Here is a 12,603-nt window from a genome sequence, read left to right on the forward strand (position 1 = left end):
TTAGCGACCGCAAGGCTCTGCAGCCGTTGCCTCGCCATTCGATCACCCGAACTCGGTCACATCAGCCTTCCTTGAAAACCACTTCCCTGACCTGCTCAAGTTCATCTCTAAGAGCTGCGGCACGCTCGAATTCCAGATTACGCGCACATTCGTACATTTCCTTTTCCAGCTCCTTTATGCGTTTAGCTGCCTGTGCCGCCGACAAATTCTCGATCTTTGCCACACTGGCCGTCTTCGCACTTTTTCCTGTTGCTGATCTTCCACGCCGCTTGTCTCCCTGCGAGGAACCACCCGCCTCCATCACATCGTTGATGGACTTGGTAATACCCACCGGCGTGATGCCATGATCCAGGTTGTATCGAATCTGAACCTCGCGACGACGATTGGTTTCATCGATAGCGCGCTGCATCGACCCTGTCAGATTATCTGCGTACAGAATCGCTTTGCCGTGCAAGTTACGCGCGGCTCTGCCAATGGTTTGTATCAACGATCGTTCGGAGCGCAGAAAGCCCTCCTTGTCGGCGTCCAGTATTGCCACCAGTGAGACTTCCGGCAGATCGAGTCCCTCGCGCAACAGGTTGATTCCGACGATGACATCGAAAACACCCAATCGCAAATCGCGAATGATTTCGCTGCGCTCGACGGTATCCACGTCGGAATGCAGATAACGCACCTTGACATCATGCTCACCAAGAAAGTCGGTCAGATCCTCTGACATGCGCTTGGTTAGCGTGGTGATCAGCACCCGCTCATGGCGAGAGACTCTGTCATGAATCTCCGACAGCACATCTTCAACCTGAGTCCGGGCCGGACGAATTTCCACATCAGGGTCAATCAGACCCGTTGGCCTGACGACCAGTTCCACTGTCTGGTCTGCATGATCGCGCTCATAGTTGCCAGGAGTTGCCGATACAAAGATTGTCTGCGGTGACAACAACTCCCACTCCTCGAATTTGAGCGGCCGGTTATCCAGTGCCGAGGGCATTCGGAATCCGAAATTGACCAGATTTTCCTTGCGTGAACGATCACCTTTGTACATCGCACCCAACTGCGGCACCGTGACATGACTTTCATCGATGAACAGCAGACTGTCCTCCGGTAGATAGTCGAACAGACACGGCGGTGGCTCACCAGGAAGCCGGCCAGACAGGTAACGTGAATAGTTCTCGATACCAGAGCAGTAGCCCAGCTCGTAGATCATCTCCAGATCGAACTGCGTGCGCTGCTGAAGCCGCTGGGCCTCCACAAGCTTGCCGGCAGCAGTCAGTTGCTCCAGCCGTTCGCGCAATTCATCCTTGATCAGGTCCGTTGCATCCAGCAGGCGCTCTCTTGGCGTGACGTAATGGGTCTTCGGATATATCGTCAGCCGCGGCACCTTCTGCACAACCTCCCCGGTCAGAGGGTCGAAAAAACTCAGAGCCTCGATCTCGTCGTCAAAAAGCTCTACACGGATTGCATTCCTTTCCGAATCTGCCGGGTATACATCGATGATCTCTCCACGTACCCGGTAGGTACCGCGTTTGAGCTCCGTATCATTGCGGGTGTACTGCAACTCGGCGAGGCGTCTGAGTACATCGCGCTGATTGACGATCTCCCCCCTTTTAAGGTGCAGCACCATCTTGTGGTATTGCTGCGGATCTCCGAGGCCGTATATGGACGACACAGTGGCCACGATAACGGTGTCCCGGCGCTCGAACAGCGCCTTCGTTGCCGACAGTCGCATCTGTTCGATATGCTCATTGATGGATGAATCCTTTTCAATGAACGTATCGCTGGCCGGCACATAGGCTTCTGGCTGGTAGTAATCGTAATAGGAGACAAAATACTCAACCGCGTTGTTGGGGAAGAACTCCTTGAACTCACCATACAACTGAGCGGCCAGCGTCTTGTTCGGTGCCAGCACGATCGCAGGGCGCTGCTTTTGCTGGAGAATATTGGCAATCGTGAACGTCTTGCCCGAGCCTGTGACACCCAGCAACGTCTGATAAGCCAGACCGTCATCAATACCAGCAACCAGCTTTTCAATGGCTTCTGGCTGGTGTCCTGCCGGCTTGTAGCTTGTGTGCAGGTCAAATTTGATGGACATGAATCTCCAGAAAGCGCATCAGATCACCAATTGTACCTTCAAGCTGAAGATTGATTGAAAAAATACAAGCCAAACGGTTGACCTACCGAAAAATAGTCTTTACAATTCGACTCGATTCCCTGGTAGCTCAGTTGGTAGAGCAAATGACTGTTAATCATTGGGTCGGCGGTTCGAGCCCGTCCCAGGGAGCCAAGTCAATTGTAAATAGCCCTATTTGTTTAGGGCTTTTTGCTTTCTGGCTTTTGCTAAATCACTATCTTAAAGACTAGCACCTCCCCCGCTCAACAGATTGATAGTGGATTGCACCACGTATCAATCACTGGTGAGCACAGCCTGAGCACACGGCACTGCTTCAGAGGCGCCCGGGAGAATATGCGCCGACGACCACTCGCAAACATCCCAGCACACCTATTGATGATTGGGCGAGCCCACTTCACGTTGGGACAGACTCTATTGGCTGATTTTCATGGCGCTAACGATAGGTGCCTGGGTAGCACGGCAGCAGCCGTCAGGCATGAGCTTGCCACCGGCGAACAAGTCGGATGTGCTTTCCACTCGCAAAAGGCGAGTGAGAGCGTCGCCTGACTGGAGAAGTGGCTCGACAAGAATCCAACGGCAAGTACAGGGGATCGGGCTACCGCCTGGATGAACGGTTAGTTGCTGCCACGATCGGCGGGACTTTGAAGAAAGCCGATAATGTAGGAGGTAGCTATGGGTAACCGTTGCAGTTGTTGTTTTGGCCATAAGGTACGGAAGCCGTGGGACTTTCTCATGGTGAATTTTGGTTTGTTGTTGAAGCCTTCGACCACGCCGCTGGAGAGCTGGCCATTAGCCTTGAACCAGCTCATCAGAAGTGGCCGATGATTGCGCAATGTTTTGGCCATTTTCTCCATCGGTTCGATCTTGAATCGCGCGGCTCGAGTGCACTAGGCAGTGGGCAATGCAAGGTAACCAACGATTAAGGCCTGCGAAAGCTCTGCGCTATACCAAGCGCATCGACAGGCACCAATTTTCTAACATTCATCCTCCCTTCCAGCATCGCATGTCGGCATTGCTGCTCGAGGCTATGAAACGACGATAGCCATCAAGCAGCACACAACCGACTAGGGAAGAAAATCCTCCGCATAGATAAACTCAAGCTCTTTCTCGAACGGATTGTAGGATTGAGCACTCAGCTCTTCACTATCGTAAATACCCTTGCGTGCTAACTGATGTGATACCACTGAACCATCACCTACATACTCATCGACCTGCAGGGTTTGAGCATCGCTGGCGCTATAGTTAAGTACAAATTCACGCCCTTCGTTACCGACCGAGATCGTCGCACCACCGTCTTGAAAATATTGACCGTTGAACCCCGATGCGTAGAACTGCTCACCCTCAACCGTTGTGAGACCGGCCGGGACCAACACCTCAGGAGGCGAGCCATAATAAAATGCAACTCCTGACACAACTGCGGATTCAAATCCATCGGCGTTCATCCTGGACGATGTCAATTCATATTCGCCCGTTGATTCATTGAATGACCTGGCGGCCTGCAACACCCAATCATCAACGATAGACTTGGGGAAACTCGGATAATCAGCTCGCATACCAAGCACAAGCATCGAGTTTTGTTGATCATAGGCCGAATAGTCAAGGGCAGATGCCTCAATCGTTCCAGCTTCATCACGATAATCTACCTGATAGAATGTCACTCCACGTGGAAAATCCTCTTCGTTCAGAGCGCTAAAAGCGCCTGAGAAACTCCGTCCGTTATCCCTACAATCTGCAAAATAGGTGAATTCATCGCGTATCTGCTTACTCGTATAAAAATAACCACCCTCTGGACATTCAAAACGATAATCAAGTAATGAGGGGGCCCACTGGCCTATTGACAAGCCATTGAAGTCTGGAGTGAGTTCCGCTGGACGATCACTGCCATCGCTGGCGTACTTTATATAGTCCAGCTCACCCGCATCTATCTTCTGCAGAACATCAATCGCAAATTTCTCGATTAATTTGAATGGCTTCAAATTCTGCATCGTATAGTACTCATCAACCAGCCCTTCAACATCAATTGACTCTGGAGCAGAGGCCCCGCTGGCGACAGTAACACCGACGAACCTCTCTCCGGTGGTGTGATTGATAACGATGTATTGCCCTGCCTCAGCCATTGTGCATGAACGCCCACCCTCACAATAGGTCGGCGTGCTGTAGATGCCTTGCACTTCATACCAGCCATCATCTGGCCATGAGATAACGTTACCTTCGACTTGAATTCTTGAGGGGTCTCCGTCGGCAACATCGTCTTTAACGACAATATTGTCAAAACGCTCCCCCGTTGTATGATTGATTACCAAGTAGCTTCCCGGACTAACATCACAGCTACTTCCGCCACTGCAGTAGGTCGTCGCACCATCTATCGACTGCACCTGATACCAGCCGTTATCCGGCCAGAAGATTCGGCCATTTCCAGATCGAATATCCGCATCACCAGGCACCTCCTCTCCGATAACGTTGATACCACTGAAACGCTCGCCCGTTGTATGGTTGACTACCAAGTAGCTCCCCGGGTCGACTTGACAACTACTTCCACCATTGCAGTAAGTAGTCGCACCATTTGTCGATTGCACCTGATACCAGCCGTTATCCGGCCAGGTAATAACGTCGCCTACAACCCAAACCCCACCATTGACAGGCACCACTTCACCACCTACGACAACGTCACTGAATGATTCACCCGTGGTGTGATTTATCACCTTATACCTGCCCGCCCCTACCTCACACGAACTTCCGCCATTACAGTAGATTATTGCACCATAGGGGGATTGCACCTGATACCAGCCATCATCCGGCCAGGAAATGATATTACCCACGACTGTAGGCGCCGCATTGACAACCTGTGCAGCAAACAGGACACCTGCAGCAAGCAGCAATTTTCCATGGAATTTTTGCATGAACAAACTAGCCACCACTTTTTAGAATGAACCCACAAGCTACCAGAGTAGGTATGACAAGAGAACGTACCTTCAGCGGTACTAGTACCGACGTACGTTCATGAGCCACTTGATAGTGCGGACTCTGGCTTGCAGTTTGCCGCCGGGGGACATTCGGAGTGAGGAGCGAAGCAGCGGTGTTGTGTCATCGCTTGCCTCGGCATCACTAACCAACTTGATTTGCATGAGACCATCATCGGCGGGGATCACCAGATTCAAGCTCGGCTCAACCAATCGATTCATCTGAAGAGCACGAGACAATAGGTGTTACCAGACATGCTGCCAAGAGAATATGATTAACGCCATCAGGTACTCGCAATATGTCCCTGAAAAGCGTCACTCCCAATCTAACGGATAATTTAGATTATAGGAGCGACTGAACACATCACACAACTCAGAAGACACGGCACGGATGGCTTCTGCATTCGCTTTGTTGCTCAGGAACAACTCTGAGAACCTGCCCCAGAATTTCTTGTGGTTTTTAACGAGAGATTATTCACAGGAAACAAGATATTGAAGCTGGCGGAGCTGGCATTAGACCAGCTCTCGACAACACCCCAGATTCAGCAACTCAGGAGCTACGCGTCTGATTCAATGATTTGAGCAGTTCATCCACGGCATCACGGCGAACTTGATCGTCAGTACGCGCCGAATCGGCCTGCGATGGATTCAAGCCGGGAACCGACTGGCCATTCACACCTTCAACGGCAGGTTGGCGCAGCATGGCTTCGCGCTCACGCAGATAACGATCATAGTGCTCATCGCGCTCTACTTCGGCTTGAGGTTCGGCCTCAGACACTACAGGCCGCTCATCAGCCAACTCGCTGTGCGGCTGCTGAACCTGGACAGGCACTTCAGCTGCAACAACCGGCACCACCTTCTCAGGCACTACCATTTTCTCAGGCACTGCAGCGGCCGTTGTGGCTGGCGCTGGCGTGCTCTTGACCGGCTCCATCAAAATGGCACCGCTTTCCAGTGACAACAGCGCACCTTGGTGCATGGTATCGCTGATGTCCTTGAGATCTTTGTTTGAAAAATTACCCAACGATGCCAGCGTATTGAGGTCATCGAAAATTGGCAGAGACTGAACCACAACGTCAAGATCAATATCCTGATCGGAGTCGATATCAGCCAGAGCGGCAGGGATCGAATCGATAACTGCAAAGACCGCAGCAACACTGTCTTTTTCGCCCGTGAACTGCAGCTCGCGATCTTTCTTGCGCTTGCTACCGATGCTGTCCAGACGAAGATCCATAGCCGGCTTGCGAGCAATACTGGCGCAAGCCGAGTACAGCATGTCGATGCCGTCGATAGCACGTGCAATACGATCTGGGTCAGATGCCCGCTCACCTGCGTCGGTCAGGCGGATATGCAGACGACCTTCGCCTGATTCCAGCGCCTCGGCGCGTGCGGAATCATCCTTGACAGTACCGAGCAACGAAACCATTGCAGGCAGATGACTACTGGCAAACATCACACGACTTGCCAGTCGGACAATTTCAGCTTGTTGTTGACGTGGGTCGTCTACGTTACTCAGCAAATTTTGCCAGTAATCAGTAGAACCCAGGGATTCAAGATGCAGGCAATTGACAACCCGCCTTTCTGACGCCGACATGGCATCAAAGCGATCCAGTATGAGAGCACCAGCATGGCCCAAACGCGCCGCTGCTGCTGTACGCTGGTCACCCTTGGCCGATCGGTATTGATCAACTACCGCCCGGATTTCGGACTTGTTGAGAATATCGACTATTTTACTAACGGCCATGCGCAGATCGTCTGCGTGCATGTTGGACTCCATTGACACCTGACTACCCAAGGTAATCGGCAGACTTTTTGACTCCTGAAGACTGGTCGGGGCGAGAGGATTCGAACCTCCGACCCCCACAACCCCATTGTGGTGCGCTACCAGGCTGCGCCACGCCCCGCCAGAGCCACGAATTCTAACGCATACGAAGACTTATTTGTGAGCTCTGCATGAAATATTCACGACATTGAGAATTATTTTTTCCGCAAGCCTACTGAAAACCTAACCAGTTCTCAAAATTCGTAGCAGATCTTCCAACTCGGAACGTAGCTGTCTGATCATCTGCTGTGATTGAGTATTATCATCCTTGACCAGATCACCCGCCAGATGCTGACGAGCACCACCAATAGTGTAGCCATCCTGATACAGCAGGCTACGTATCTGACGAATCAACATCACATCGTGTCGTTGATAATAGCGACGATTACCACGGCGCTTGACCGGCTCCAGCCCCGGGAACTCCTGCTCCCAGTAGCGCAGCACGTGCGGCTTGACCATACACAAGTCGCTGACCTCACCAATGGTGAAGTAGCGCTTGTTGGGTATGGTCGGGAGTTCGTTATTGTTACTGATTTCCAGCATAAGCTTCTACGCGTGCCTTCAGTTTTTGCCCAGGTCGGAACGTAACCACTCGTCGGGCAGAGATAGGTATCTCCTCACCTGTCTTGGGGTTACGTCCTGGCCGTTGGCTTTTATTACGCAAGACAAAATTGCCGAAACCCGACAATTTGACGTCGTAACCGCTTTCCAGCGCTACCCTGACCTCTTCAAAGAAGTGCTCGACGAACTCCTTGGCCTCACGCTTGTTGAGTCCAAGTTCATCGAACAACATCTCTGCCATTGCTGCCTTTGTTAGCGCCATCTCATACCCTTAGAATCGCCCCGTGTGCGATCTCAAGTGCAGCGACGATCTTGGCGACCACCTGCTCCACTTCCGCGTCTTCTAGAGTGCGCGAAAATCCTTGTAGAATCAAGCCTAAGGCCATGCTTTTCTTACCTTCCGCCACCTTCTCCCCCTGGTAGACATCGAAGACTCTGACGTCTTGCAGTATAGCGGGCGCCTGTTCACGAATAACTTCGATGATGGACTGGCAAGTGACCGACTCGTCCACTAGCAGCGCCAGATCACGGCGAACTTGTGGAAATTTGGACATCGGCTTCGCCTTCGGCACACTTGCCAGAGACAGTGCATGCAGAGACAACTCGAAAACCACGGGCATAACGCTCAGATCGAGTGACTGCTGCAATGCCGGATTCAACGCCCCCACATAACCTACCAGCACACCGTTAACTTCCATACCGGCGCGCTGACCTGGATGCAACATGGCCAGATCAGTAGGCACGTAGGCAATACTGACCCCGTTAGCCTGAGAGAACATTGCCTCAAGATCCGCCTTGATCGAGTAGAAGTCTGCCTCCCTTACCGTTGCGTTCCAGTTTTCGGCAGACAGTCGTCCAACCACCAGTCCCGCGATCATGTTTTGTTGCTGAACACCGGTATCGCTTTGCAGATCCGCACCATGATCTGCGGACAAATAGGCGTCCAGCCCCGCAGTCGATGCCCCCTCATTGTTGGACAAAAAACGCAAACCCGTTTCAAATAATGACATCGAACTGATCTGCCGCGACAAATTGCGCTGCATTGTTGACACCAGACCACCCACAAGCGTGGTACGCATGACGCCCAGCTCGGATGAAATGGGATTAGCCAAGGGCAGTGCTTTCAAATCAGGGCGCAAGAGCTCCTGCCGGGCGGCTTCAACAAAACTGTAAGTGACCACTTCCTGATAGCCACGATTCACCAGCAAGCGTTTGGTTGCCATCGGTGACACTGCGCTTTCGGGCACTGCACGCAAAACAGGTCGATAAGTGGGCGAGGTTCTTGGCAGCGAGTCATAACCAAGAATACGGGCGACCTCTTCAATATAGTCCTCCTCGATAGCCAGGTCATAACGGTAGCTGGGGGCAGATACCTGCCAACCGTCCGCCGTCGTTTCATTGCGAATACCCAGACGCGTGAAAATCATCGAAACAGTGGCAACCTCGGGATTGATACCCAGCACCCTCTGCAAACGTGCTCGGCGCACCAGCACATCCAGACGAGCTGGCATGCGCGCATCATCCTGCCAATCCGTGATCGGACCGGCCTGACCACCGGCGATGGCACGCATCAGCCCCGTGGCATATTCCAGAGCCTCGCGCTGACCAGCAGGGTCCACACCTCGCTCGAACCGATGCGCAGACTCTGTATGACTGGCGTAACGACGTGGCTTGCCGGCAATGATCTCAGGCAAAAACAGCGCACTTTCAAAAAAGATACGCGTGGTTTTCTCGTCTACCGACGTTGATTCTCCCCCCATGATGCCAGCGATACCAATCGGACCACGATCATCAGCAATGATCGTTGTATCCTCATCCAGCGCTACATCCCGACCATCGAGCAACACCAGTCGCTCACCCGCTCGTGCGAGTCGCACCTGGATGCCTCCCTGCAATTTGTCAGCATCAAAGGCATGCATGGGCTGACCCAGCTCTTGCATGACATAGTTGGTGATATCCACGGCAGGACTGATGGCGCGCACACCGGCACGGCGCAAGCGTTCGATCATCCAACCAGGAGTGGCACATCCGGGCGTCAGCTGGGTAAGCATGCGGCCAGTGAAACGCACACAAGCACTTTGCCCATCCACAACGACAGAGTGCTGATCATCCACTTCCACCGGCGTTTCATTGATTTCCCGCACTTGCAGCGCCAGATCGTTCCGCGCACACAGATCCCGAGCGATACCGCGAATACTCAGACAATCACCACGATCCGGGGTCAGGTCGATATCAATGATGGAGTCGTCCAGCTCCAGGTAGGCAACAAGATCAGTACCGGTAACCGCATCATCGGGCAACTCCATGATTCCGTCGCGCTCTTCCGACAAACCCAGCTCGGCCGCCGAACACAACATCCCCATGGAGACCTGCCCACGTAGTTTGGCTTTTTTCAGTTTTGTCCCATCAGGCATTCTGCCACCAACCTGTGCCAGCGCGGTGGTCAGACCTGCACGCGCATTAGGCGCACCACAGATCACTTGAATCAACTCTTCCGCACCGCAATCAACTTCACAGACGCGCAATCGATCGGCATCCGGATGCTGTTGAATATTCACGATGCGGGCAACTACCACCCCCTTGAAGTCAGGCGCAGCCGATACGATTTCATCGACTTCCAGACCCATGAAAGTGAGCTGCTCACCCAGACCCTGTGTATCAACAGGTGGGTTGACCCACTCTCGCAGCCATTTCTCACTGAATTTCATGTGATTTCTCGCTTAATGGAACTGGGAAAGAAAGCGCAGATCGTTCTCGAAGAACTGCCGCAGATCAGTAACGCCATACCTGAGCATGGCAAGTCGCTCAACACCGATACCAAAGGCATAACCGGTGAATTCCTCTGTATCGATACCCACTGAGCGAAACACTGATGGATGCACGATTCCAGAACCCAGCACTTCAATCCATGGACCCTTGTTGATCCTGATATCCACTTCTGCCGATGGCTCCGTGAAAGGAAAATAGGAAGGTCGAAAACGAATTTCACAATCGTCCTGATCGAAGAACAAGGTCAGAAAGGCTTCCAGATGACCCATCAGATCGGTCAATGCAATATCTCGATCAACCAGCAGACCTTCAACCTGGTGAAACATCGGAGAATGCGTCATATCCGAATCACAGCGATAAACCCGCCCTGGCGCTATGACACGAAGTGGCGGCTCCACCGACTTCATATAGCGGATTTGCACAGACGATGTATGCGTGCGCAGCAGTCGGTTGACGTCAAAGTAGAAAGTATCGTGCATGGCCCGCGCCGGATGATGAGCCGGTATGTTCAGTGCCTCAAAGTTATGATAATCATCTTCAACTTCAGGCCCGATGGCGGACTCAAATCCCAACTGGCCAAAAAGTGCCGATACGCGTTCAATTGTCAGCGTAACCGGATGCAATCCCCCAGACAACGATCCGCTGCCCGGCAGCGTGATATCCAGTGCGTCAGCCGCCAGCTTTTCTGCCAGCGCTGCATCGTCAAGAACAAAGCGACGCGCATCTATCAACGCCTGAACAGCCTGCTTGGCTTTGTTGACCGCCTGCCCTGCAGCAGGTTTTTCCTCAACAGGCAGTGCGCCGATTGATTTGAGCACGCCAGTCAGCCTGCCCTTCTTGCCAAGCAGCTCGACGCGTACCGCCTCCAGTGCCTCCAGGGACGCTGCATCGCCGACCATATGGTCAGCCTCGGTTATCAAGCTATCTAGGTCCAGTGACATTGGTTGATTCATCCCGTGTCGTCGTTGGATTGGGAAAGCGGCTCTTGCAAGTCGCCACAAAAAAGGGGAATACCGCACTAAGTCGGCATTCCCCCGGTCGATAAAGCCAGGCTTACAACCACCCTGACTACATTACTGCGTAGTCAGGGCAACCTGAGCTATCTCAGGCAGGCAGATTGACTGCAGGCAAGGCGGCTTTTGCTTTATCGACAATCGCTACAAATGCTGCATCGTCAGAAAAAGCCAAAGCAGCCAGCATCTTTCGATCTACTTCGATACCGGCAATCTTCAGACCCTGCATCAGGCGGCTGTACGTAATGTCGTTAGCACGAGCAGCAGCATTGATTCGTGCAATCCACAAACGACGGAATGTACGCTTCTTTGCTTTACGGTCACGATAAGCATATTGACCTGCTTTCGTAACTGCCTGCTTGGCAACACGAAAGACACGACTGCGTGCACCGCGGTAGCCTTTCGCCTGCTTGAGGATTTTCTTGTGACTTGCGCGCGCCGTGACGCCGCGTTTAACTCTTGGCATTGCTCAGATTCCTAGCGAAGGTTGGGTAACATGCGTTTGATCAGGACCACATCGTTCTGATGAACCATGTCTCCACCACGTAGATGACGCTTACGCTTGGTGCTTTTCTTGGTCATGATATGGCGCATGTGTGAACTCTTGCGCTTGTAACCACCTGAACCTGTGCGCTTGAACCGTTTTGCGGCTCCGGACACGGACTTTTGCTTGTTGGACACTGTTTGACTCCTGAAATTGAAGGGGTACAAAACCCCGAGTGACAAACACCGGTGACGTCGTAGTGTCGGTACGTCAACGCGGTGGAAAAAGGGCCGGATCAGAACTGCACAAAGAGTAAACCCTATATGCCTTCCGAACCCAGCCGCCTATCTTAATGCTTTTTGGGCGCCATTACCATGACCATTTGCCGACCTTCGAGCTTCGGGAACTGCTCGACAGTACCTAATTCGGACAAATCCAGCTCGACACGCTTCAATAGCTTGGCACCAAGTTCACGGTGAGCCATTTCACGACCTCGAAATCGCAGCGTTATCTTGGTCTTATCGCCCTGCTCGAGAAATTTGACAAGGTTACGCAGTTTGACCTGGTAATCGCCATCCTCTGTACCCGGTCGAAACTTTATTTCCTTGAGCTGAGCCGTCTTCTGCTTCTTGCGACCAGCATTCTGCTTCTTGTTAGCTTCGAACTTGAATCGACCGTGATCCATGATCTTGCATACGGGCGGCGAGACGTTTGGCGAAATTTCCACCAGATCCAGATTGGATTCACGCGCCGTTGCCAACGCCCTCTCCAGAGGAACCACTCCCACCTGCTCACCTTCAGCAGATATGAGTCTGACCTCCGACACGTCGATCTCGTCGTTTTTCCTATTTACTTTTTTAGCAGAAATA

General features: G+C 52.5%; 11 protein-coding genes, 2 tRNA genes and 1 pseudogene. 1 reads left to right on the forward strand and 13 read right to left on the reverse strand.

Annotated features, from left to right (window positions below; all coding sequences use genetic code 11):
- Positions 1-61: 61 nt before the first annotated feature.
- A complete protein-coding gene (gene uvrB / locus IMCC3135_RS24310) occupies positions 62-2,086 on the reverse strand; it encodes an excinuclease ABC subunit UvrB (protein ID WP_088919953.1) in 2,025 nt (674 codons plus the stop codon).
- 116 nt (positions 2,087-2,202) lie between these two features.
- Here uvrB and IMCC3135_RS24315 point away from each other — a divergent pair.
- Positions 2,203-2,278: transfer RNA gene (locus IMCC3135_RS24315), tRNA-Asn, on the forward strand.
- A gap of 461 nt (positions 2,279-2,739) precedes the next feature.
- Here the strand turns inward: IMCC3135_RS24315 and IMCC3135_RS35645 are convergent.
- The 12 genes and pseudogenes from IMCC3135_RS35645 to infC form a co-directional block, all read right to left on the reverse strand.
- Positions 2,740-3,000, reverse strand: a pseudogene (locus tag IMCC3135_RS35645) (transposase); the annotation flags it as partial.
- Positions 3,001-3,189: 189 nt separating this feature from the next.
- Positions 3,190-5,025, reverse strand: a complete 1,836-nt coding sequence (locus IMCC3135_RS24330; RefSeq protein ID WP_088919956.1) for a hypothetical protein — start codon at positions 5,023-5,025, stop codon at positions 3,190-3,192.
- Between the two features lie 81 nt (positions 5,026-5,106).
- Positions 5,107-5,307 (reverse strand): hypothetical protein, encoded by a 201-nt coding sequence (locus IMCC3135_RS24335; protein ID WP_088919957.1) that lies wholly within the window; start codon positions 5,305-5,307, stop codon positions 5,107-5,109.
- Between the two features lie 328 nt (positions 5,308-5,635).
- Positions 5,636-6,850, reverse strand: coding sequence for a hypothetical protein (locus IMCC3135_RS24340; RefSeq protein ID WP_157736245.1), 1,215 nt, complete (start codon positions 6,848-6,850; stop codon positions 5,636-5,638).
- 62 nt (positions 6,851-6,912) lie between these two features.
- Positions 6,913-6,989, reverse strand: a tRNA-Pro gene (locus IMCC3135_RS24345).
- Positions 6,990-7,090: 101 nt separating this feature from the next.
- Positions 7,091-7,450, reverse strand: coding sequence for a MerR family transcriptional regulator (locus tag IMCC3135_RS24350; protein WP_088919959.1), 360 nt, complete (start codon positions 7,448-7,450; stop codon positions 7,091-7,093).
- Positions 7,434-7,730, reverse strand: a complete 297-nt coding sequence (locus tag IMCC3135_RS24355; protein ID WP_088919960.1) for an integration host factor subunit alpha — start codon at positions 7,728-7,730, stop codon at positions 7,434-7,436. The genes IMCC3135_RS24350 and IMCC3135_RS24355 overlap by 17 nt, the downstream gene beginning before the upstream one ends.
- Position 7,731: 1 nt before the next feature.
- A complete protein-coding gene (pheT, locus tag IMCC3135_RS24360; RefSeq protein WP_088919961.1) occupies positions 7,732-10,176 on the reverse strand; it encodes a phenylalanine--tRNA ligase subunit beta in 2,445 nt (814 codons plus the stop codon).
- Between the two features lie 12 nt (positions 10,177-10,188).
- Positions 10,189-11,178 (reverse strand): phenylalanine--tRNA ligase subunit alpha, encoded by a 990-nt coding sequence (gene pheS / locus IMCC3135_RS24365; RefSeq protein WP_088922048.1) that lies wholly within the window; start codon positions 11,176-11,178, stop codon positions 10,189-10,191.
- A 163-nt stretch (positions 11,179-11,341) separates the two neighbouring features.
- Positions 11,342-11,716 carry a 50S ribosomal protein L20 gene (gene rplT, locus IMCC3135_RS24370; protein ID WP_088919962.1) on the reverse strand — a complete coding sequence of 125 codons (375 nt, stop codon included), beginning with the start codon at positions 11,714-11,716 and terminating at the stop codon, positions 11,342-11,344.
- Positions 11,717-11,727: 11 nt separating this feature from the next.
- Positions 11,728-11,931, reverse strand: a complete 204-nt coding sequence (rpmI, locus tag IMCC3135_RS24375; protein ID WP_088919963.1) for a 50S ribosomal protein L35 — start codon at positions 11,929-11,931, stop codon at positions 11,728-11,730.
- A 152-nt stretch (positions 11,932-12,083) separates the two neighbouring features.
- Entirely contained in the window at positions 12,084-12,602 is a 519-nt protein-coding gene (gene infC / locus IMCC3135_RS24380; RefSeq protein ID WP_088919964.1) for a translation initiation factor IF-3, read from the reverse strand.
- Position 12,603: the final 1 nt, after the last annotated feature.

Origin of the sequence: Granulosicoccus antarcticus IMCC3135 (genome assembly GCF_002215215.1) — a bacterium.
GTDB classification, from domain to species: Bacteria; Pseudomonadota; Gammaproteobacteria; order Granulosicoccales; family Granulosicoccaceae; genus Granulosicoccus; species Granulosicoccus antarcticus.

Coding starts and splice junctions, on each gene's coding strand:
- uvrB (WP_088919953.1), bottom strand. CDS start 2,086: ATGTCCATCAAATTTGACCTGCACACAAGCTACAAGCCGGCAGGACAC.
- IMCC3135_RS24330 (WP_088919956.1), bottom strand. CDS start 5,025: ATGCAAAAATTCCATGGAAAATTGCTGCTTGCTGCAGGTGTCCTGTTT.
- IMCC3135_RS24335 (WP_088919957.1), bottom strand. CDS start 5,307: ATGAATCGATTGGTTGAGCCGAGCTTGAATCTGGTGATCCCCGCCGAT.
- IMCC3135_RS24340 (WP_157736245.1), bottom strand. CDS start 6,850: ATGCACGCAGACGATCTGCGCATGGCCGTTAGTAAAATAGTCGATATT.
- IMCC3135_RS24350 (WP_088919959.1), bottom strand. CDS start 7,450: ATGCTGGAAATCAGTAACAATAACGAACTCCCGACCATACCCAACAAG.
- IMCC3135_RS24355 (WP_088919960.1), bottom strand. CDS start 7,730: ATGGCGCTAACAAAGGCAGCAATGGCAGAGATGTTGTTCGATGAACTT.
- pheT (WP_088919961.1), bottom strand. CDS start 10,176: ATGAAATTCAGTGAGAAATGGCTGCGAGAGTGGGTCAACCCACCTGTT.
- pheS (WP_088922048.1), bottom strand. CDS start 11,178: ATGTCACTGGACCTAGATAGCTTGATAACCGAGGCTGACCATATGGTC.
- rplT (WP_088919962.1), bottom strand. CDS start 11,716: ATGCCAAGAGTTAAACGCGGCGTCACGGCGCGCGCAAGTCACAAGAAA.